The sequence below is a fragment of the Lacrimispora sp. BS-2 genome (assembly GCF_040207125.1).
Lineage (GTDB): Bacteria > Bacillota > Clostridia > Lachnospirales > Lachnospiraceae > Lacrimispora.
The window spans coordinates 567930-588607 of sequence record NZ_CP157940.1 but is presented as its reverse complement, the minus strand read 5'-3'; the positions used below and the strand labels follow the sequence as shown (position 1 = coordinate 588607).

General features: G+C 41.5%; 21 protein-coding genes, 2 tRNA genes and 1 pseudogene. 14 read left to right on the top strand and 10 right to left on the bottom strand.

The features are described from left to right. Positions 1-20: 20 nt before the first annotated feature. The 3 genes from ABFV83_RS02860 to ABFV83_RS02850 are packed head-to-tail and all read right to left on the bottom strand — an operon-like array spanning position 21 to position 1118. Entirely contained in the window at positions 21-278 is a 258-nt protein-coding gene (locus tag ABFV83_RS02860) for a hypothetical protein (RefSeq protein ID WP_349947435.1), read from the bottom strand. Between the two features lie 20 nt (positions 279-298). Beyond that, complete coding sequence (locus tag ABFV83_RS02855) at positions 299-748, bottom strand: DUF6550 family protein (RefSeq protein ID WP_349947434.1); 450 nt, start codon at positions 746-748, stop codon at positions 299-301. Between the two features lie 58 nt (positions 749-806). Next, the gene (locus tag ABFV83_RS02850; protein ID WP_349947433.1) at positions 807-1118 is read right to left on the bottom strand and encodes a DUF6809 family protein; all 312 of its coding nucleotides are present in this window, start codon (positions 1116-1118) and stop codon (positions 807-809) included. A 262-nt stretch (positions 1119-1380) separates the two neighbouring features. Between ABFV83_RS02850 and ABFV83_RS02845 the strand changes: the two genes are divergently transcribed. Next, on the top strand, positions 1381-1827 hold the full coding sequence (locus tag ABFV83_RS02845; RefSeq protein ID WP_349946130.1) for a transposase family protein: 447 nt from the start codon (positions 1381-1383) through the stop codon (positions 1825-1827). Further along, complete coding sequence (locus ABFV83_RS02840) at positions 1820-3136, top strand: transposase (protein ID WP_349946131.1); 1317 nt, start codon at positions 1820-1822, stop codon at positions 3134-3136. Before ABFV83_RS02845 ends, ABFV83_RS02840 begins: the two co-directional genes overlap by 8 nt. A 144-nt stretch (positions 3137-3280) precedes the next feature. Here ABFV83_RS02840 and ABFV83_RS02835 read toward each other — a convergent pair whose 3' ends face one another. Continuing rightward, positions 3281-3616 (bottom strand): helix-turn-helix transcriptional regulator, encoded by a 336-nt coding sequence (locus tag ABFV83_RS02835; RefSeq protein WP_349947432.1) that lies wholly within the window; start codon positions 3614-3616, stop codon positions 3281-3283. A 448-nt stretch (positions 3617-4064) separates the two neighbouring features. On the opposite strand from ABFV83_RS02835, the gene ABFV83_RS02830 reads away from it, so the two are divergent. The 3 genes and pseudogenes from ABFV83_RS02830 to ABFV83_RS02820 form a co-directional block, all read left to right on the top strand. After that, the gene (locus ABFV83_RS02830; RefSeq protein ID WP_349947431.1) at positions 4065-4487 is read left to right on the top strand and encodes a sigma-70 family RNA polymerase sigma factor; all 423 of its coding nucleotides are present in this window, start codon (positions 4065-4067) and stop codon (positions 4485-4487) included. Between the two features lie 575 nt (positions 4488-5062). Continuing rightward, positions 5063-5224, top strand: coding sequence for a hypothetical protein (locus ABFV83_RS02825; protein WP_349947430.1), 162 nt, complete (start codon positions 5063-5065; stop codon positions 5222-5224). 45 nt (positions 5225-5269) lie between these two features. Next, positions 5270-6382: pseudogene (locus ABFV83_RS02820) on the top strand (recombinase family protein); the annotation flags it as partial. Between the two features lie 500 nt (positions 6383-6882). On the opposite strand, the gene rlmD reads toward ABFV83_RS02820, so the two are convergent. Next, positions 6883-8415 carry a 23S rRNA (uracil(1939)-C(5))-methyltransferase RlmD gene (rlmD, locus tag ABFV83_RS02815; protein ID WP_349947429.1) on the bottom strand — a complete coding sequence of 511 codons (1533 nt, stop codon included), beginning with the start codon at positions 8413-8415 and terminating at the stop codon, positions 6883-6885. 289 nt (positions 8416-8704) lie between these two features. On the opposite strand from rlmD, the gene ABFV83_RS02810 reads away from it, so the two are divergent. Then, positions 8705-9286: a prolyl-tRNA synthetase associated domain-containing protein gene (locus ABFV83_RS02810; RefSeq protein WP_349947428.1), complete on the top strand. Its 582-nt coding sequence runs from the start codon at positions 8705-8707 to the stop codon at positions 9284-9286. A gap of 139 nt (positions 9287-9425) precedes the next feature. Here the strand turns inward: ABFV83_RS02810 and ABFV83_RS02805 are convergent, their stop codons facing one another. Beyond that, entirely contained in the window at positions 9426-10310 is an 885-nt protein-coding gene (locus tag ABFV83_RS02805; RefSeq protein ID WP_349947427.1) for a GGDEF domain-containing protein, read from the bottom strand. Positions 10311-10483: 173 nt separating this feature from the next. On the opposite strand from ABFV83_RS02805, the gene ABFV83_RS02800 reads away from it, so the two are divergent. Continuing rightward, positions 10484-10822 (top strand): helix-turn-helix transcriptional regulator, encoded by a 339-nt coding sequence (locus ABFV83_RS02800; protein WP_349948850.1) that lies wholly within the window; start codon positions 10484-10486, stop codon positions 10820-10822. A gap of 26 nt (positions 10823-10848) precedes the next feature. Here ABFV83_RS02800 and ABFV83_RS02795 read toward each other — a convergent pair whose 3' ends face one another. The 3 genes from ABFV83_RS02795 to ABFV83_RS02785 are packed head-to-tail and all read right to left on the bottom strand — an operon-like array spanning position 10849 to position 14859. Then, positions 10849-12636, bottom strand: a complete 1788-nt coding sequence (locus ABFV83_RS02795; RefSeq protein ID WP_349947426.1) for an aminopeptidase P family protein — start codon at positions 12634-12636, stop codon at positions 10849-10851. Beyond that, positions 12633-14066: a dihydrolipoyl dehydrogenase gene (gene lpdA, locus ABFV83_RS02790; RefSeq protein ID WP_349947425.1), complete on the bottom strand. Its 1434-nt coding sequence runs from the start codon at positions 14064-14066 to the stop codon at positions 12633-12635. Before lpdA ends, ABFV83_RS02795 begins: the two co-directional genes overlap by 4 nt. A gap of 10 nt (positions 14067-14076) precedes the next feature. Further along, positions 14077-14859: an HAD family hydrolase gene (locus ABFV83_RS02785; RefSeq protein WP_349947424.1), complete on the bottom strand. Its 783-nt coding sequence runs from the start codon at positions 14857-14859 to the stop codon at positions 14077-14079. Positions 14860-14988: 129 nt separating this feature from the next. Between ABFV83_RS02785 and ABFV83_RS02780 the strand changes: the two genes are divergently transcribed. The 4 genes from ABFV83_RS02780 (at position 14989) to ABFV83_RS02765 (ending at position 16806) form a co-directional block, all read left to right on the top strand. Further along, a tRNA-Pro gene (locus ABFV83_RS02780) sits at positions 14989-15062 on the top strand. 143 nt (positions 15063-15205) lie between these two features. Next, entirely contained in the window at positions 15206-15844 is a 639-nt protein-coding gene (locus tag ABFV83_RS02775; protein ID WP_349947423.1) for a CatA-like O-acetyltransferase, read from the top strand. A 65-nt stretch (positions 15845-15909) separates the two neighbouring features. Further along, a tRNA-Val gene (locus tag ABFV83_RS02770) sits at positions 15910-15982 on the top strand. A 305-nt stretch (positions 15983-16287) separates the two neighbouring features. Continuing rightward, positions 16288-16806 (top strand): methyltransferase, encoded by a 519-nt coding sequence (locus ABFV83_RS02765; protein WP_349947422.1) that lies wholly within the window; start codon positions 16288-16290, stop codon positions 16804-16806. A gap of 89 nt (positions 16807-16895) precedes the next feature. Here ABFV83_RS02765 and ABFV83_RS02760 read toward each other — a convergent pair whose 3' ends face one another. Further along, positions 16896-17189, bottom strand: coding sequence for a cupin domain-containing protein (locus ABFV83_RS02760; RefSeq protein ID WP_349947421.1), 294 nt, complete (start codon positions 17187-17189; stop codon positions 16896-16898). A 762-nt stretch (positions 17190-17951) separates the two neighbouring features. Between ABFV83_RS02760 and ABFV83_RS02755 the strand changes: the two genes are divergently transcribed. The 3 genes from ABFV83_RS02755 (at position 17952) to ABFV83_RS02745 (ending at position 20103) form a co-directional block, all read left to right on the top strand. After that, entirely contained in the window at positions 17952-18809 is an 858-nt protein-coding gene (locus tag ABFV83_RS02755) for a helix-turn-helix transcriptional regulator (protein WP_349947420.1), read from the top strand. Next, on the top strand, positions 18778-19236 hold the full coding sequence (locus tag ABFV83_RS02750; protein ID WP_349947419.1) for a VOC family protein: 459 nt from the start codon (positions 18778-18780) through the stop codon (positions 19234-19236). Before ABFV83_RS02755 ends, ABFV83_RS02750 begins: the two co-directional genes overlap by 32 nt. Before the next feature lie 144 nt (positions 19237-19380). Beyond that, on the top strand, positions 19381-20103 hold the full coding sequence (locus tag ABFV83_RS02745; RefSeq protein ID WP_349947418.1) for a DUF5131 family protein: 723 nt from the start codon (positions 19381-19383) through the stop codon (positions 20101-20103). Positions 20104-20678: the final 575 nt, after the last annotated feature.

Genomic DNA, 20678 nt, shown 5'->3' with positions numbered 1-20678 from the left:
TTTTTTGTATTGGGCTTGCTTTATAAATATTTGTTCCGCAGATAATCCGCCTGCTCCTCGGTGATGCAGCCGCCCCAAAGGTTCGCGTTGATTGCTCCGTACAGCTCATCACTGAGGCAGTCCAGATGGAGCATATGGTCTTTCTCTCCCTGAATGTATTCGGTAATTGCCTTTTGAATGCTGGCGGGAAGGTTCTCTTCGAGGTAAGTTTTATCTATCGGCTTACCGTCTGCGGAGCTCTGATTCGGCTGGTTATCCGGTTGTAAAAGCTCTTCCAAGGTCATATTTCCCCTTTCGATTACATATCGCCCACCATCTTGTTTATGTCGCCGTCTCCATCCACGATGATGCCACCGCCGCCTTCGCTGTTTTCGTCTATCCATCCGAAGCCAAAGAAGTACACCTGCTTTTTTCCGTCTGCCACACGGGTGTCTCCCATTTGAGGAGTGGACTCTTTGGGGGCTGATGTGGACTCATTGGGATGCTGTTTCTGCCGTGCCGGAACAGTCGGACTTACCTCTGGGATGACTGTGTCTGCTGCGGGTTCCGGTTCTGGTACGCCTTGGGCACATTGAGTAACGGCGGCTGTATCAGAGACGCTGGATATGTCCTCAGCGATTGCGGGCACATCCTCCGCACAGTCGGTTTGAGGCTCAGGGAGGGGTACTGCCCTGACTTCTTGCGTTAAATCGCACACGGGGCGGATGTGGGGCGCGGCAGGAGCTTTCGCTGTCAAGTGGTGCGGCATCCTGCTTGCCAGCAGGAGAACTGCTGCTAATCCCATCGTGCCAATCGCTATTCTTGATTTATGCTTCATCTGTCGTATCTCCTTCCTGCATAGCAAAACGACCGCCCTCCTTGAGAGATTCCTCAAGTGAACGGTCGTTGTCGTAACTGCGAAGCTGTGAGAGCAGCCGCCATGCCAGCCAGAAGCCGCAGGCAAAACTCTCTTTGGCGCAGAACCCGGAAATTAAATCTTTGCTGTCAATGATTCGCAGTATGAGTTTGCGCTCCGGCTTTTCCAAACTTCGAATGAGCTGTTGATGACATTCTTCAATTTGCCGCTGGATTTCAGCGTCAGGGACAAAGCGATTGTACTGGTCGTACAGATCGTCCAATGGGTTTTGTATCTTGCTCACCTCCTCTCAGTGACACAGGATATCACAAGAGACCGCTGAAAGCTATTAGAAGTTTAGCAAACTCAGGGGTTTTATAGTATGGCTGACTTTCAGCGCTGGCGGCTTGCGCGATTTGGCGGCGATTCATCCGTAAACATAACTTAGTTAAAACTACGGTTGTAAACGCCCCATAGGTTCTTTCCAGAGTTGGTTGTATTCACATTAATAAAGATGTATAATTACTCTATAGGACGGTGATTACATGGAGACTAAAATTATAAAACTATTGGATTCTTCTTTAGAATGTATTGATTGTAAAATTAAAAATGATAAGATAATTCTACATGTTTATTCCACAAAGCAAAAACTGATCTGCCCTTATTGTGGTAATGCATCTTCAAAAATACATTCTGTTTATCAAAGGGAAATTCAGGATATCCCTTTACATGAGAAACAAACAATTCTACTATTGGATACAAGAAAGGTATACTGTGATAATCCGGAGTGCAGTCACAAAACTTTTTCGGAACGCTTTGATTTTGTTGTACCTAACGGAAAGAAAACGAAACGTCTTGTTGAAAAGATATTAGTGACATCTGTTAAATTAAGTTCAGTAAATGCATCATCTTTACTTAAAGCGGATTATGTCAAAACCAGTAAAAGCAGCATCTGTGATCTGATTAAAAAAAATGCCTTCCCTTGTGGATAAATCTGCTGTTACAAAAGTTTGTGTGGACGATTTTGCTTTTCGAAAAAGATATACTTACGGCACAGTTATGGTGGATTTAGAAACACACAGAATTATTGATATTATCGACTCAAGAGAAACGAAACAGGTTGAGGATTGGCTAAAATCCTATCCTAACTTAGTGGTTATTTCGCGTGATGGAGCCCAAACATATTCATCTGCTTCAACGAATTCTCATCCAGATGCACTTCAAATCAGTGACAGGTTCCATCTGTTGAAAAATCTATCGGATGCAGTACAAAAATATATGTACCGTCTATTTCCTTCCAGATTGGTGATATCTGCCACTTCACAGAATGCAGAAATGCAGGCGCTATATGATACAAGAAACCGTACAGAAAGAATCCATTTTGCACATAAAAAGCGTCAGGAAGGATATATGACGGCTGATATTGCTTTGCTTTTGCACTCATCATCCTCTACGATAAGAAAATATCTTGCTATTCCAAAAGATAAAATCCCTGAAGCGAAGGAAAATGCCCGGGAACGTCAGCATATCAGGCAAATGCAAAATAAACAGCAAGCAATTGAAGAAGTCAGAACTTTATATGCACAGGGGAATGCAATTGACAAAATCACATATTTAACTGGTCATACTACCTTAACGGTAAAAAACTATCTGAAAAAAGACTGCCCACTGAGTAATGGACACTACGATTGCAGGAGGCCAGGAAAATTGGCACCTTACGAGCAAACAGTCATTGAAATGCGTTCAAATGGAATAACTTATGAAAAAATTCATGAGCATATTTGTAAAAATGGGTACACAGGCACGGTTGCTTCTTTAAGAATGTTTATGCAGAAAGAAAGAACACATTTAAAGAACGTATCAAAAAATGAAAACGAGCCTGTTGAATATATTCCACGCAAGTTCTTTTGTCAGCTTATTTATAGGGAATTAGAACGTGTAAAAGGGTTAACACTTAAACAATATGAAGCTGCAATTAAAAGATATCCTGTCTTAGGAAAAATCTATTGGCTGCTTAGGGAATTTCATCGTATTATATTTTCCCGTCAAAGTAAGGAATTGGATTCATGGATTACAAAAGCAAAACAATTAGAAATTGATGAGGTGGATACATATATTAATGGTTTGAAACATGATATTACAGCAGTAAAAAATGGTATAGATTTTGAATATAATAATGGGTTGGCTGAAGGAAGTGTGAATAAAATCAAGCTGATCAAACGAATTATGTATGGGAGAAACAGCTTTTTGCTATTAAAAGCAAAGCTGCTTCTCAATGAATATTATTATCAAATCAACTAACTCTGGAAAGAACCACCAAACCATTGTGAATGTACAAAAATTAAATATGACTGTTATTAAAGTGCCAGACGCAATAGCAAATTGCTATAAGACGCAGAGCCGATAATCAGTGAGGTAGACACTCACGATTGTCGGCTCTGTTTTTTACTCTTTGGGTTGGCTGTCTAATGCGGCTTTAATGGTTGCCTTGATTATCTCCATAGAACGGTCATCGCAGCTTAAAAGCATACGGGTGAGATTTTCTATCTCGGATTCTTTGGACGGTTTTTCGGGATAGAAAATCAAGTCCGGCGATATGGCAAGCACACGAACAAGCCTAAGTAGAACATCAAAGCTTGGTTTCTTGTTTTCGTTTTCAATGCGATATACATACCGTTCCGTAATATCCACTTTTTCAGCTAATTCTTCCACAGTTAAGCCGCTTTTGGCTCTTGCAGCCTTTATTACATCACTTAAAATGTCAGTGTTGCTATGTACCATCAGTTCACCTCCTACTATAATTTTATCGAATTATGTCATGTTAGTAATGGTATAACAGTTCAATTATAGTTGAACCTTTAGTTCTCAAACAGATGAACAGCGATGCCCGTCAATAAAAAAAACAGCGTTTTGACGGGAGCTTTGTTACGCCCAATACCCTCAATTCTATGTTTTTGGAATTGGGGGCATTTATGTTTTTGGAAATGTATATTGCATATAATCCGCTATCAAAAAAAGTCTAAGCACCGTAGCAACCCACTTCCGCTCAAATCATGAACTCACAAGTCATAATTTATATGAAATAGAAAAAACCGCATTTGTATTGGAGAAAACATCTTTCCAATACAAATGCGGTTTTGTTTGCAGTAAGGCGATATTGCCTCGCTGCCGTTCCCCACCACCATCCTTTCGATTTCAGCAAACCCAAAATCGAAAGGATGGTACAACCATGAAAACTATAAATTTGAAAGATTACTATGACCACATAGGCATAGATACCTATATAGATATTCCCGATGAGGTGTTTAACATATTTGAAGAATGTCGCAAAGCCGAACAAGCCTACCAAAGCAGGATACGCTATCACAAAGCATACTACTCCCTCGACCGTGGTGACGGTATAGAACACAGTGCCTTGTTTGTTTCTCTCTCACCCGATGAGATTTACGAACGCAAGCTGACAAGCGAACAGCTCCATGCTGCCATTGCCACCCTGCCCGACAAGCAGGCAAAACGAATTTACGCTCATTACTTTTTAGGAATGAGCAAAGTGGCTATTGCCAAAGCTGAAGGAGTTAGCAAGGCAACCATAGGGCAATCCATCAAGGGTGCTTTAAAGAGCATCGAGCATTTTCTGAAAAAATATTATTAAGTACATTTACTTTGTGCCTCTTTTTCTAAAGGTATATGAGAGGAAGTATTTCCTCTCATATATAAAACAGCATAAAAATGTTCCTTGACAACTGAATATACGATATTTTGAGTACATTACTTATGTGAGCCGAAAGGCAAAGCGACTTAACAGACATCGCCAAGACAGTGGTATGGGGAGGTGAATACAATACCGCCCGAGCGATAAAATGGACTGTTTGACCGAGTTTAGCATACTCGTTCGCAATGACCCACATAAGGGATAATGATACTTCAATACGTTTCGCCCCCAATACGATAGAAACAGGGGGAGTTCCTGCGATATGCGTAGCTTTTGAAAGGACAAGCTGCGGTGTTGTGGGACTATGATGCTGTGCTAACAGCAGCTCAAAATATCCCCCTTGCCGGGGTGCGTGGCAAATACGGCAAATAAATAAACATAATCGCACCGCATTTTTATTTTATATAAACTTGCGGTGCATTTAGTTTCATTCTTACTAATAAAACGACAAACTTTTCATAAATAATAAAATTGCTTATACTCTATGTAAGCAATGCACTTGGAGGTGATTGCGAATGGAAAATGTCAAGGAAACATCCAACAATGCTCCCAAAGCTCCTGCACCCAATCAAACATTTGAGAGAACCAAAGCCTATCAAGACTTCATCAATGTACTTTCTCAGATTATTGAAAAACACGATGCAGAGATTTTAGGCGAAATAAACCGTGCGAACTGAAAATCGCACTTGTGCATTGATGTTTTCCAATAATATATTGGAGGTATGACTATGAATAGGAGTGGAAAAAAATGTGTACTTTACCCCCGTGTAAGTACAGAAATGCAAGTTGATGGATTTAGCTTGGATGGGCAAAAAAGCAGCTTAACAAGATTTGCAGATAGAGAAGAAATGGAAGTTGTAAATATCTATGAAGATGCCGGAAAATCCGGCAAGTCCATTGAGGGCAGACCTGCATTCAAGCAAATGCTCAGTGACATTGAAAACGGTTTAGGCATTGACTACGTTTTAGTATATAAGCTCTCTCGCTTTGGACGAAATGCCGCTGACATACTTAACTCTTTGGAACACATTCAATCTTTTGGTGTGAATTTGATTTGCATTGAAGAAGGAATTGACTCATCGCAGACAAGTGGCAAGCTTCTTATCTCTGTATTGTCTGCCGTGGCTGAAATTGAACGTGAAAACATTATTGAGCAGACAATGAACGGACGAAAGGAAAAGGCTCGTCAAGGTGGTTGGAATGGTGGATTTGCTCCCTATGGATATTACTTAAAAGATAAACAACTTTATGTTCAAGAGGAAGAAGCCGATGCGATACGCATTATTTTCGATAAATTTGTTAATGGCAATATGGGGTTTTACAAAATTGCCAACTATCTTAACTTGCAGGGCATCAAAAAAGTAAAACGGGATAACGGAACACTAACGCAATGGAGTACCCATTTTATACGAATGATAATTGACAACCCTGTATACTCTGGAAAAATCGCTTTTGGCAGACGTACAAGAGAAAAAGTCAAGGGCAGTAAAAATGAATACCGTCAAGTACACCAAGAGGAATATATCCTTACTGACGGTCAGCACGAAGCAATTATAAGCGAGGAATTGTGGGATAAAGCTCACGAAAAGCGAGAAATAACAGGTGTAAAATCCCCATCGAAAATAGGTCGGGATAGAGCACATTTGTTAAGCGGCATTTTGAAATGCCCTAAATGCGGCGGGCCGATGTATACCAATAAACACGCATGGACGAACAAAGACGGTACATATAAAGAGATTTACTATTATGTGTGCAGCAAGGCTCGAACAGCAAGAGGTAAAAGCTGTGACTATAAAGCAATGCTCAAGAAAACAGATATAGAGCCGCTTGTCATTGAAGCAATTAGGGAGCTTATTCAGAATGAGGATTTTGCAGCCGAAATAAAATCAAAGATAGGCAAGCAAATTGACACTTCTACCCTCGACAGAGAGCTTAAAAACTATGAGGTCAAACTTCGGGAAGTAGACTTAAATAAAATTCGCCTTGAAAATGAAATTGACAGCTTGCCGGAGGATACCCGTTTTAGGGAACGCAAGCTCCATGATATGACCCTCCGCCTTGATGGACTGTACGACGTTATTGTTGAGCTTGAAGAAAAAATTGAAGATGTAAAGCTCCGCCGCAAGGCAGTCGAGCAGGATGCCATTACCTTAGAGAACATCTACACTCTACTGGCAAACTTTGAAAAGGTGTATGACAAAATCAGCGATGAAGAGAAAAAATCCCTAATTTCTTCGCTAATCAAAGAAATAGAGATTTTCCCATGTGATGACTCAGAGCTACCTCTAAAGTCCATTTTATTCAATTTTCCGGTTTATAAGGACGGTGGAGATGTTTACGAATTTTTGTGGGACAAAAGTACGCACGTCTCAACGTGTTCCGTCACTGGAAATAAATCCATCCCCCATCCCATCTTCGCCTCATACCCTTTCTTTCTAAAATACTCCAAATCCCTTGCCAGAGTCTCCGGCCCGCAAGATACATAAATAACCTTTTCCGGCATCACTTTCGCCACGGAATCAATAAATTCCTCCGTACTTCCACTCCTGGGAGGATCCATAAACACCACATCCACATGCTCTCCGTTTTCCGCCATATTCACCATAAACTTTCCAGCATCATTGCAGAAGAATCTGGCATTCTTAATTCCGTTGATCTTGGCATTTTCTACTGCATCCCGCACTGCCTCCCGATTTAGCTCGACTCCAATAACTTCCTTAGCATATCTGCTGGCAACAATTCCTATGGTACCTATCCCGCAATAAGCATCAATCACCCGCTCCTTGCCTGTTAGCCCGGCGGCTTCAATTGCTTTATTGTAAAGAATCTCCGTTTGCACCGGATTTACCTGATAAAAGGATTTGGAAGAAATATGGAAACGACAGCCGCATAGGATGTCCTCAATATATCCTTTCCCATATAGCACATGTTCCTTATCTCCCAGCACCATACTTGTCCCTCTGCCGTTTACATTCTGTATGATTGTAGTAATCTCCGGATGCTTTTCCCTCAATGCTTTTACAAAGTTATTTTTAGAAGGAAAAATTGGCGAGGCGGTTACCAGAACAACCATAATCTCTCCCGTGGCAAATCCCCTCCGTATCAATACATGGCGCAATAATCCATATCCTGTATCCTCATCATAAGTGCGTATCTTAAAGGACTTCAACATGCCTCTAATCGTCCCGATAATTTCATCCGCCTTCTGATCCTCGATCATACAGTTTTCCACCGGAACAACTCTATGTGAATTCGCCTCATAAACGCCTGAAATCGGATTGCCTTTTTTGTCATGGTCAAATACTGCATGAACCTTATTACGATAATGATAAGGATTCTCCATTCCAATGATCGGTGCAACACTGCAATATGGCTTCAGCAATTTTTCCAGATACTTCTGCTTCTGTTCCAGCTGTTTTTCATAAGGCATGTACAAAAGCTGACAGCCTCCGCAATTACGGGATACTGGACATTTTGAAGAGGAATTTCTTTCTCCCCTGCTTGCCTTATTAAGCATATTTCCACTCTGCCCGTTCCTGCTGCCGGTCTTGCTGGTATTCCTGCTGCCAGTCTTATTGCCAATGCTGCTGTCGTTCCTATCACCATTCCTACTACCAATGCTGCTATCGTTCCTGTTCCCATTCCTACTACCAATGCTGCTATCGTTCCTGTTTCCATTCCTACTACCAATGCTGCTGTCGTTCCTGTTCCCATTCCTACTGCCGTTCTTACTGCCATTCCTATTATCGCTTTTACTGCTATTCCTGCCACCTTCCCTTCCCTTTTTCTCTTCTATTTTCGCGTTATCACTATCTTTTACCATTCTATCTTTTCTGAATCTCTCTTTTTTCAACCTGTTATCTATCATATATGCAATCTATCCTTCCTACATTTAGTCTCTTCCTATTATTAGTCTCTTTCAAATCTTTAATCTCTTTCTATTCCTACCCCTTTACATAATAAAACCCCGGCCGCCTCATAAAACACTTCCATTCCTACCTTTCCGCCGGGTTTTTTACTTCCTTTTTTCTTCACAGCTATTATAATACATCTCTACCTACAAGACCACTAAAATCCTTCCACATCTTAAAAAATACTTGTAATTTTTCCTCCCTCAGATATAATAAATCATAAAAAGACAAAAGGAAGTGTAACAAATGATTCATACAAACGATACCTTTTACCTGGATAAAACCCTTTATGACGGGTGCCCCAATGATCTAACAGGGCGTCTTCCCAAGGAAATCCGCACCTATGAATTGCTGGATAAACTCAACATATCCTATCAGCGGGTGGATCACTCCCCGCTTCCCACCATAGAAGCCTGCCAGGAGGTTGATGCGCTGTTAAAAATAGAAATCTGCAAGAATCTGTTTCTCCGCAATGCCCAGAAAACAGATTTCTATCTTCTTCTGCTGCCAGGCGAAAAGAAGTTCCGTACCTCTGTCCTTTCCAAGCAAATCGGTTCAGCCAGACTCTCTTTTGCTGAACCGGAATTCATGATCGAATTTCTGGACATCACCCCTGGCTCTGTTTCGGTGCTGGGGCTTATGAACGATAAAAACCGCCGTGTCAGGCTGTTGATCGATAAAGATGTACTGACCCACGAATTCTTTGCCTGCCACCCTTGTATCAATACCTCCAGCTTAAAATTTAAAACCGCGGACCTACTGGACAAGTTTCTCCCGGCAATCCAATGTGAATACACTCTGGTAGATTTACCCTCCGAACAGAAATGATCCCTGTTTATCCACAGGCATCTGCCAGATAGTAAAAATAAAAAATTAAAAAATAAGAAACAAAATGGGACAGGATACACACCTCCTGCCCCATTACATATTCCATCCTCTATACTCCCCCGCCACATTCCACCTCCCATCAACCATCACCAAAAAAAGCAATCCGGTTTTTTCCACCCTGTTTTGCTTTATACATAGCCCGGTCTGCTTTGGAAAATAGCTTTTGATAATCCTCTCCCCGCTCTCCAGTGCTGGGTGCTATTCCAATGCTGACAGAAATATGCCATTTTTCTTCCGGTATAATCCTTTCTACCCGATCCAGCAGATTATCCGCTCTTTCCCGGACATTTTCTTCCGTTGTAAAAACAACAAATTCATCTCCGCCTGCCCTTCCCACCAGATCCGGTTCCGGGTAAATATCGCAGAGCATTCCGCCTACCTGCATTAAAATCCTATCACCGGTCAGATGGCCGAAGCAGTCATTGATTTCCTTGAAATTATCGATATCGATCATGCAGAACCAGCCCGATCCGCCGCCCTTTAATTTCTCCTCTACCCGGTATTTAAAGGCCATTTTGTTGTATAAACCGGTAAGTCCATCTTTTAGGGACTGGAGCAAAAGTTGCTCTTCCCTTGCCTTCAGCCCGGTAATATCCTGAAGCTTTCCTATAAGCTTAACAGGATCTTCCGTCCGGTCTTCCCATTGTGCGGTAAGTTTACAGCTGCACCAGTGATATGGTTCTCCCGTTTTCCCCAGGCAAAAATCAAAGGAACGGATCTCCCCGTCTTGGGGTGCATTGTCCCTATGTTTATTTAGAATTCGTTCAAAAGCCAGCAGATCTATCTGTCCTTTGGCATTTGGTGACAGATATAGCCTCCTATCTATATAAGAATATTCAAATAAAACCGTATCTTTAAAAAGATTTATGTTTCTGTACATTTGCTCCGTCTCACTAAAACGGAAGAACTCATGCTCGTTTACTGAATTCCACCTCTCGAACTGCCTTCCTGAATTTCCTGTCATGATCCTTCCCCCTGTACCTGCTGGAATCATTCATTCCGCTTCTTTTCCATTCGTATATGGTATATGATAACGCTTTTCATCCGTATATGCAACCAATTTTTAAGCCATTATTACGCATATAATACGTAGCATTTGCATACAATATCCTTTATGATAACTTAGAGGTGATAATGTTGGATGAACAGTTTGTCAGGAATAGGATCACGGAGCTTCGTCTGAAAAAAGATATCTCCGAATATCAAATGAGCCTGGATCTGGGAAAAAACAAAAGCTATATCCAGGGAATTTCTTCAGGACGTTCCATGCCATCTATGAAACAATTTTTTGAAATCTGCGATTATCTTGAAATTACTCCCATAGAATTTTTTAAAACTGAAAAAAAAGAACAGCCTCTTCTAAGGGAAGCCACTGCTTTGATGAAAGACTTGAGCAAAGAAGATTTGGAAGCAGTTTTCCCCATTTTACTGCGGCTCAAAGCAAATGCGGACATTCAAAAACAGACAGAACCGTAATCTACGGTTCTGCCTTGTTTTATCAGCTAAATAGCTCTTGTATTCTCTTTCAGCCACAATGCTTCCTCTCCTGTAAAATACGGGGAAAGGGCTTCATAAACGGCTTTGTGATAATCATTTAACAGCTTCACGTCATTTTCCGTCATAATGGATTTATCAATGGCTTCCAGATCAATGGGAACCATGGTCAGGAATTCAAATTCCATAAATTGCCCATATTCATTCTTTTCAGCCTTCCTGCAAACAATCAGGTTCTCCGTACGGACGCCGTGGCTGCCCTCTATATATACTCCAGGCTCATCGGAAGTAATCATGCCTTCCTCCAGGATACCATTGTCCTGACGCTCCGGTACCATGCGCCACCGGATTCCATTGGGACGCTCATGGACATTTAGGAGATATCCTACTCCATGACCGGTACCATGGTCAAAATTAATTCCGCGGCTCCAGAACGGCTCCCTTGCCACATAATCCAGGGTCAGTCCCCGGCATCCGTAAAGGAATTTCACTGCACCCAGCCGCAGCATGCTGATGACGGTAAGAGTAAAATGCTCTCTCTCTTTCTCTGTCAGCGGCCCTATTGCAATGGTTCTGGTCACATCCGTTGTTCCTTCATAATACTGTCCGCCTGAATCCACCAGATAAAGTCCCTTAGGTTCTATATTCACATCACTTTCCGCTGTTGCCTTATAATGGCACATAGCCGCATTGGCGCCATAGGCGGAAATCGTGTCAAAACTCAGTCCAAGATTCCCCTCCTGCTGGGAACGCAGATCATCCAGATGTTCCTGGGCGCTGACCTCTGTAATCGTTTCCTTTCCCACATTCTGCTTCAGCCAGTAAATGAATTTTACCATGACCACTCCATCCTTAATATGGCCTTTTCTCATATTTTCCACTTCCACAGGATTTTTCATGGCCTTTGAAAGGGCGGTGGGATTCATTTTATCAATGATGCTGTTGGAGATGTCAAGATTTCTTACGATGGCATAATTGATTTTACCTGTTTCTAAAAGAACCTTCTGGTTTCTTAACTGAAGGACTGCCGTGTAAATGTCATTGTAAGGGCATACCGTTACGGAAAGGTTCTTTAAATAGGCTTTCACTTCATCCTTTAACACCTTTTCATTGATGAAAAGATAGAAACGGTCCAGGGTTATCATTGCATAGGAAAGGACTACCGGATTACATTCCACATCATTTCCCCGGATATTTAAAAGCCATGCAATGTCATCCAGAGAAGTAAGGATATGAATGGTTGCCTTTTCCTTCTTCATCTGGCTTCTCAATTCTTCTATTTTCTCTGCAGAAGATTTTCCGCTATACTTCTCCTCAAGGATCCAGACCGGTTTTGCAGACAGCTGGGGGCGTTCTTTCCACAGAACATCTACCAGGTCCTCCTGATAAGCCAGGGTCACATTTTTATCGGCCAGAAGCTTTTCCAGCTCCTGCCCTAACTGGCAGTTTACCACCCGTCCGTCAAATCCCAGACAGCCGCCTTCCGGGAGGACCTGATCCAGATATTCCCCAATTTCAGGAACACCAGGCTGTCCCATTCTCTGCAGGGTAATTCCGGTTCCCTCAAGCTGCTTTCCCGCCTGCACGAAATAACGGCCGTCGGTCCACAGACCGGCTCCATCCTTTGTAATCACAACCGTACCAGCTGATCCGCTGAATCCGGTCATAAATTCCCTGCATTTAAAATATTCTCCCACATACTCGGATTCATGAAAATCCGAGGTCGGAATCATGTAAGCATCCATATGGTGCTCTGCCATCAGTTTTCTTAATTGTTCCAGTCTTTCCTGAATCATCGCTTTATCTCTCCTTTGGTTTCAAAATAATTCTCTATGGCTGCTCCGATTCCTTCGCTGTAAGTAGGATGGGCCCGCATGGCAAGCATAAGCTGTTCTGCGGTCAGACCGTTTGCAATAGCCGTTGCCATCTCGCTGATCATATCGGTTGCCCTGGGACATACGATCTGGGCTCCTACAAGAGTGCCGGAATATTCCTCAAATACCAGATGAATGAACCCATTCTGCTCCCTGGTTATAATGGACTTTCCATTTCCGCTCATGGAGTAGCGGCCGCAGCTCACCTTCATGCTGCAGGCGCTGGCAGCCTCCCTGGTAAGCCCTACGGAAGCTATTTCCGGTTCCGTGTAAATGCAGCTGGGTACCACAGGCAGCTTGGCGAACATACCGTTGGGCACAACAGAAAGCCGGATGGTATGACCGACTCCTGCAATCTTTTCTACTACATAGGTCCCTTGTGCGGCCGCCACATGGGCAAGCTTTATATCAGCCGCCACGTCGCCGATGGCATAAATTCCAGGTTCACTGGTTCTGAATTCTGAATCCACTTTCAGATGTCCATTCTCCATCTCAAGATTCACATCCTGTCCCATCAGTCCATGCAGACGAGGAGCCCGGCCGGCTGCCATGAGGACCTGTCCGGAACGAATGGTTTGTTCCTCTCCATTTACATCAAAGATACATGTCAGCCCTTGATTCGGTTCCTCACGGATCTCCTTAACCTTTGCCCTGCAATGAATCACGATTCCTTTTCTTTTAAGCTCTTCTTCCAGAGCCTGGGAGACCTCAGAGTCCATAGGCCCTAATAAATGGGCCTCGCTCTCCAGTATGGTCACATGGGAACAGAGGGCGCTGAAAATGGTGGCAAATTCCACCCCGATCACCCCTCCTCCAATGATCGTAAGCCGGTCGTAATTCCAGGTATCAGAAGCTAACAGGCGGTCACTGGTCAGCACCCCGGGAAGATCTGCTCCCGGAATCTTTAGGATCACCGGTTTTGCCCCGGTGGCAATGATGATGTGATCTGCCTGATAATAATCCTTGCCTTCCGGGCTGTTCACCTCTATGGTCCGCCCCCGGCGAATGGTGGCTGTCCCGCAAATAACGGTTATCCCGGCAGCCTTAACAAGCTCGTCCATCTCCTTGCGGTATGCCTTTACGGAACGTTTCTTATAATTCTGCATCTTTTTAAAATCAAAAGAAATGAAATCTGTGGATACTCCGAATTCATCGCTGTTTTGAAGAGATTCAAAGATACTGGAGGCATGAAGCAAAGCCTTTGTTGGAATGCAGCCTTTGTTAATACAGGTTCCTCCCAGTTTATCCTTCTCCACAATGGCGGTCTTAAGACCCAGACCGGCTGCTTTTAAAGCTGCCGTATAACCGCCCGGCCCTCCGCCGATCACAAGAATATCATAATGTTCAGCCATTTCAGCCCTCCTACCGGATCAACCCAAAATACAGGCAGGCATTTTTAATCCCCTCCTGATCAATAGGATCCGTAACGTAATCAGCCGCTTTCTTTAGTTCATCCATGGCGTTGCCCATGGCAATGCCCTTGCCTGCCATCTTTATGATATCATAGTCATTCATGCTGTCTCCAAAGGCTATTGTTTCCGCGAGAGGTATCTTATAATATTCGCAGAGCCTTATCAGCCCCATGGCTTTTGAAGCTTTCCGTTCCACCACGTCCGCTCCCCGTTTGTCGGCAAACATATGCACATGGATTTCCGGAAATACCTCTTCCATGGCTTTTGCGCCTGCTTCATCTCCAATATAGGCCATGGTCCTCACTTCCAGATCCATAAGTATTCCCGGATCCTTAAATCTTCTTCCGCATTCTCCCCAGAGATTTGCATCATGCCTTTCAACCACTTCCGGATGAACATAATAATCCCATTCCCCGACAGTAGTTCCCACGCTGTAAGGGGTTTTCTCCGTATAGGCCAGAATCTGCCTCAGCAGGTCCTTATCAAAGGTATGCTCATAAATGACCTTATCTCCCACGGTTACTTTTGTTCCATTGAGATGGATGATCGCCTCCGGCCTTACCACATCCCGAATAGCAGTGCTGAAAAGAGAATCCATATCTCTGCCCGTTGCCAGAACAATGGTATAATTTTCTCTCAGCTTTTCTATGGTTTCCAAAGCGCTGGCAGGAATTGTCCAGTCTTTATGGTCCAGCAGTGTCATATCTACATCAAAGCTTACAATTGGTTTCATCTATATTCACCTGTTTTTCTTCCTAAAATAATCGTCTCTTTATCATAATATATTAAATTTGAAAATTTTTCAAGAAATATACTTTACCAATTGGAAATTTTCTGCTATAATGTCATAGTGTCATGGGAACGGAGTATGGCGTAGCTTGGTAGCGCGCTCGGCTGGGGGCCGAGAGGTCGCAGGTTCAAATCCTGTTACTCCGACTGACAATTTACTTAAGAATGCCGGTTTGCCTTATTAATATAAGGTTCCCGGTATTTTTTTGTATCATAATTGCGCGTACTGCCTGCGCTTTTTTCTAACGATTTACGTCACAATTGGTTTATGAAATCAGGAGGTGTTTCTTATGAGTTACCATTATCTTGACATGGAACATTATCTGCGTAAGGATCAGTTTGACCTTTTCCGTAATCTCGCTTATCCATATGTAGGTATGACCGTAAATTTGGACATTACAAGTTTCATGAGCTACATAAAAGAAAAGAAGCTGCCCTTTTATTTGACTTTCCTTTACGCGACAGCCCAAACAGCCAACTCTATCCCGGAATTTCGCCGCCGTATTCAAGAAGACGTGATCATCGAATATGATCATTGCATTCCTTCCTATACCCTGGCGTTAGAAAATGAAAATTATTGTTACTGCACTGCAGACGACCGGCTGCCCTTTAACGCCTTTTTAGAGGATGGGAAACAGCGGCAGGAAAAGGCCAGACAGAGCCAGGTCCTATCAGACGGAAGAAACCAGAAACAGCTTTTTTTCTTTTCCAGCATTCCCTGGGTAAGCTACACTTCCATCATTCAGCCGGTTCCCATTCCTGCAGACAGCAATCCCCGTATTACCTGGGGAAAATATTTTAAATCAGAGGGAACTTTAAGAATACCGGTATCGGTCCTGGTTAATCATGCCCTTATGGATGGATTCCATATTTCTAAGTTTTTTATGGAACTTCAAAGCAGGTGTGACAACATGGATTGGCTGCTGTAAATTCTTCAAATTTATGGAAGAATTTCGCTTGCCTTTTTTCAGATTTTCAGTTACAATGCTCTCATGGAGACATAGCTCAGCTGGGAGAGCATCTGCTTGACGTGTAGAGGGTCGCAGGTTCGAGTCCTGTTGTCTCCATTAGCTGATATAGGGACGAAATTTAGGACAGTTTGATTGGACTGATTTGAATTTCGGCCCTATATTTATGTCAAAAACCTTGATATTATTAGGATTCCGGTTCAAAAGAAACTATGGTGCTTTCAACATTGTTTACTGCGTATACCGCCTTTAAGTGCTATCCATAGTCTACATGTATTTTCTCTAAGCCTGCTTGAAAAGGACTTTTCTCAATAGAACGTTCATTGCATCTGTGATATGATTTTAGCAAAAAGTTTAGATTTATATTGATACGCAATGGTAAAAGATATGGGGAGGCGCTTAAAATGAATGCATTTCTATTAATATCACCTATCTTTCTCATAAGGTTCGGCTTGCTAAAAATGATTAATAAAGATGCTTTAAGCCGTGCCGCTTTCTTTGCCCCATTAGTGGGCAGTGAAAAGGTTGCCTACCTTTTTTATCAGCTTTCAAATGCTTTTATTATCTTATATTCGATTTTTTTGAAAATCCAGACTAAACCTCCCCTGTTTTTTATGGCCTTATTTACCTACATCTTGGGCATCAGTATTCTTATAATTGCTACTGTTAACTTTGCAAAACCTGGCCAAAGCGGAATAAATACAAACGGAATATATAAGATTTCCCGAAACCCTATGTATGTAGGATATTTCATATACTTCTTAGGCTGTGTATTGTTAACACATTCTATACTACTGCTTATATCTCTGCTTGTTTTTCAAATATCTGCACACTGGATTATTCTTTCCGAAGAAAGATGGTGTGTCAACAAATTTGGGACAGAATATATAAACTATATGAATAAGGTTAAGCGGTACATTTAGTATACCTTATCCCTAAGACGGAGGATACATCATCGTGATATTTTAAACCATTTGGTTTGCTTTCATTTACAGACCACAGCCTATTTATATCAAAATGTGTGTGCGATATTCTTCCCTGCCGGCTTTGCTATGAAGTCCCCCTGACTAACGGCTCTTTCCTCATCATTTATGCGTAAAGTTCCGGTTCCGGAAAGGATCATAAAAAATTCTTCCTGCTGTGAATGGCTGTAAAATTTTGTACTATAAGCTTTAGGCGGAACATAATCAATATTAACGTAAATTTTTTGACTCCCTGCGGCCTCTCCCAATGACTTTGTAGTTAAACCAACAGCATCATGCCAAATAAATTGTTCAGATAAATTACTTGTGTTTTTGATATCCATATAATCTCTCCATTCACACCTATAATCATTCCATGTAAACAGGATACTATATATTTTACCAACTATCAATATTAAGTGCTTAACGTATCATTTTCTTTCATAAACTCTTTACAGATCCATCAAACTCCCGGCATGAACTCCCCGATCTTGTCGGCTCCTCCCCCTTTTAGAAAAAGGAATTCCTGTAACTTTCCTGCAACGACTATGTATATAATTTATTTAATTTCATGATTTTTCCTCTTTCCAGAAATACACTCAATATGTATGTGCTACTTAACTCGTCTCCTGATTTCTATGTACACATGAGCCTATTGGATCTCTCAGCCGCAGATGTTATATGCTCTAAGTGACTTCTTAATCAGGATTTTTGTCATAACAAGTGAGAAAACTTAAAACATTTTTAACGCCGGAGGTGGCAGACAAAAAGAAACAACAGTGGATAGTTGACGAGGTCACCGCTGCTGCTGTACACCGAATATTTACCCTTACTATGAAAGTTATGGACCTTATCAAATTCAACGATTATGTCAGAGAAACAAATTGAGATACCGTCTGTACATATGGCTCGGCATGGCAAAGGGCGTGTTTATATCTGATTGTGACTTGCCTAAGGCTGCTTCAAATATGTAATTGATAAAAATGAGTAAGCTGTGTACTACCTTGCCTTGTTTGCTAAGGATGTTCCCATGTTGAGGCAACGGTATGATAAAAGGAAAATGTATGATATAATAAGTTCACTTTAAAAAGCAGGAGGGAAACAATATGATAATAAAAAATGACAAGCAATTCAATATGTTCCCCTCGCATGATGGGTTGAGAAAATATATTTTGTATTACAACATTGTATTTCCAGAGAAAGATACATTCATGCCACAATATACACTGATGCCTAACGCATGCGGAACATTGTCGCTTGCTTTCAATGGAACGTCAATAATTGCCGAGTTGTGGGGAGCATCTGCAACTCCTGTTTTGTTAGGAGCAGAGCCAAATAGCTATCATGTCCTGCTACTTGTCCAGCTTTCGCCCTATGGTTTGTATCAAATTACACGTCAGAGCCAAGCGGAATTTACTGACAAACGTCTTTCGTTAGCAGATATTGACAATGAACTTTTTAATTCGTTGTATCAAGCTTTTGTAACATCAAAAACTGTAATAGATTTAGTGAATACTTGCGATAGGATTTTATATAGACGTATGGAAAAGTGCGTTATTTCGGATTCTTTATTGCTGGCAACCAAAGTGATTTCTGATAGTAATGGACGAGTACAAGTGAATGAGGTTGCAAGACAATCCAATTATAGTGAACGTCAGTTAAACCGTTTATTTCTTACTCAAATCGGAATGAATATAAAAAACTATGCCCGCATAACTCGCTTTAATTATGTGTTAAGGCATATCCAAAAATCACCTTGCCTCTTTGCAGCATTGTCGCAACAAGCAGGATATTTCGATCAAGCCCATTTTGATAAAGATTTTAAGTCCATTAGTGGCGTTACCCCTGAAGCATATTTGAAAACCATGTCGGATTTTTACTATGACGGAAGTGAAATATTTAATACAATATCCTCAAAGGAGGAAAGAGAAGATGAAATATCAAGGTTGTCTTTTAGCGGTTAGTGATATCGCTACTTCAAAGCATTTTTATGAAAAAATTCTTCACCAAAACGTTGTAATGGATCTTGGCGTGCATGTAACATTTGAGGGCTTTTCTCTACAACAGGGATATGCCGAACTCGTTGGTTTATCAGCCAATAGCGTTAATGAACCGTCACATAATTTTCAAGTCTACTTCGAAGTAGAAGACTTAGACAAAGTGTACGCAGAAATGAAAAGCATATCCGGCTTACAATGGGTACATGAAATAAGGGAATACCCATGGGGTCAACGTGATATTCGTGTGTATGATCCGGACAAGCATATTGTAGAAATTGCAGAGGATATGGGAACTGTTATTAAGCGTTTTTTTAGTCGAGACATGTCAGCGGTAGAAATTGCCAAACGTACCATGTTCCCTATGGAAGTCGTAAAACAGTATGCGTCATAGTCAAATTTGAGCCAATCAAATAAATAAGGGATATGACGCACAAACGATAAAAAGCCATCATGTAATAGACATTCTTGTGCACTGATATGTGACACATGGTGACTTATTAGTGCCAATAAAATCCAAATAATAAGGAGAATGCCTATGAACTGGGAGCCATGGACAGGTTGTTATCAAATCAGTGATGGTTGCACAAATTGTTATTTTTATGGGCCACATGCGAAGCGTTACGGTCATAATACGATTCAAAAGACAGATAAATTCGACTGGCCAATCAGGATTGATGCCAAAGGGGAATACCGAATAAAGGGAGATAAAATTCTTGCAACTTGTTTTGCAACTGACTTTTTTCTTCCTGAAGCAGATGAATGGCGTAAGGAAGTTTGGACTATTATCAAGGAAAGAACAGATATAGACTTTTTAATTTTGACAAAACGGATTGACCGTTTCCTTGTATCGCTTCCATCCGATTGGGGTACAGGATATGATAACGTTAATATTGGGTGTACTGTCGAAAACCAAGAACAAGCTGATTATCGACTTCCGTTATTTTTATCTTACCCGATAAAACGACGCTTCATAGCCTGCGCACCGCTTTTAGAAATGATAGATTTATCACCTTATCTTTACGGTGTAGACCATGTTACAGTCGGGGGAGAGACAGGGCGTGAAGCTCGTATTTGTGATTATGACTGGGTATTTTACATTCGTGAACAATGCGTGAAAGCAAACATAACATTTTGGTTCAAAAATACCGGGACACTTTTCATACGGGATGGAATAGTGAAAAGAATAAATCCATTTAAGCAGACTAGTATAGCAAAAGACCTTGGTATAAATATTTCAGATGGTAAAAGGTTGTTTTGATTTCCAGATAGTCCATAGACCTGATACGATAAAGTATGCTGACCAGATAATTGTTATGGGCAGTATCGATGCTATCGGCTCTTTTTATTTTAATTCTGCAGCAAACTAAAACGATTAGGAGACGTTACAATGCCATGTTCATGATGATTTAAACTCATCAACAAGATTTCATTAAGAGAGTGTTTCTTTCTCTATGCGCTAGATGACAATGGGCTATTGGGAAATTGGGTTGCACTGTGGCTGCTCCAAATATGCTGTGCGAGATTCCATTGAGCCAGTACGAAAAAAATATCGTGATTTTTACAAAAGCAGCCCCACAAAACGTATTTTTGTGGCTAAACAGTGAGTAGCAATTTTGCTTCATCACAAACCCAAGAGGACAGACGATTTTTTCGCCTGTTTTCTTTCCATTTCAAGGAGGTCTAGTCTATGAAAATTATTAAACTGAGAAAGTATTACTACCCCATTTACAAAACAGACATGTTTCTGGTATAACAAAGAAATACTTCTTCATCAGGACTACTCCTTAAGAATTCCCCCGCCCCACTCATCTGAATGTTATGAAAGACTTTTTA

Bases quoted from the DNA above. Each gene is read 5' to 3' on its own strand.
- ABFV83_RS02845 (WP_349946130.1), top strand. From the start codon at position 1,381: ATGGAGACTAAAATTATAAAACTATTGGATTCTTCTTTAGAATGTATT.
- ABFV83_RS02830 (WP_349947431.1), top strand. From the start codon at position 4,065: ATGAAAACTATAAATTTGAAAGATTACTATGACCACATAGGCATAGAT.
- ABFV83_RS02785 (WP_349947424.1), bottom strand. From the start codon at position 14,859: ATGAAACCAATTGTAAGCTTTGATGTAGATATGACACTGCTGGACCAT.
- ABFV83_RS02810 (WP_349947428.1), top strand. From the start codon at position 8,705: ATGATTCATACAAACGATACCTTTTACCTGGATAAAACCCTTTATGAC.
- ABFV83_RS02745 (WP_349947418.1), top strand. From the start codon at position 19,381: ATGAACTGGGAGCCATGGACAGGTTGTTATCAAATCAGTGATGGTTGC.
- ABFV83_RS02855 (WP_349947434.1), bottom strand. From the start codon at position 748: ATGCCGCACCACTTGACAGCGAAAGCTCCTGCCGCGCCCCACATCCGC.
- ABFV83_RS02835 (WP_349947432.1), bottom strand. From the start codon at position 3,616: ATGGTACATAGCAACACTGACATTTTAAGTGATGTAATAAAGGCTGCA.
- ABFV83_RS02750 (WP_349947419.1), top strand. From the start codon at position 18,778: ATGAAATATCAAGGTTGTCTTTTAGCGGTTAGTGATATCGCTACTTCA.
- lpdA (WP_349947425.1), bottom strand. From the start codon at position 14,066: ATGGCTGAACATTATGATATTCTTGTGATCGGCGGAGGGCCGGGCGGT.
- ABFV83_RS02825 (WP_349947430.1), top strand. From the start codon at position 5,063: ATGGAAAATGTCAAGGAAACATCCAACAATGCTCCCAAAGCTCCTGCA.
- ABFV83_RS02805 (WP_349947427.1), bottom strand. From the start codon at position 10,310: ATGACAGGAAATTCAGGAAGGCAGTTCGAGAGGTGGAATTCAGTAAAC.
- ABFV83_RS02795 (WP_349947426.1), bottom strand. From the start codon at position 12,636: ATGATTCAGGAAAGACTGGAACAATTAAGAAAACTGATGGCAGAGCAC.
- ABFV83_RS02775 (WP_349947423.1), top strand. From the start codon at position 15,206: ATGAGTTACCATTATCTTGACATGGAACATTATCTGCGTAAGGATCAG.
- rlmD (WP_349947429.1), bottom strand. From the start codon at position 8,415: ATGATAGATAACAGGTTGAAAAAAGAGAGATTCAGAAAAGATAGAATG.
- ABFV83_RS02755 (WP_349947420.1), top strand. From the start codon at position 17,952: ATGATAATAAAAAATGACAAGCAATTCAATATGTTCCCCTCGCATGAT.
- ABFV83_RS02765 (WP_349947422.1), top strand. From the start codon at position 16,288: ATGAATGCATTTCTATTAATATCACCTATCTTTCTCATAAGGTTCGGC.
- ABFV83_RS02760 (WP_349947421.1), bottom strand. From the start codon at position 17,189: ATGGATATCAAAAACACAAGTAATTTATCTGAACAATTTATTTGGCAT.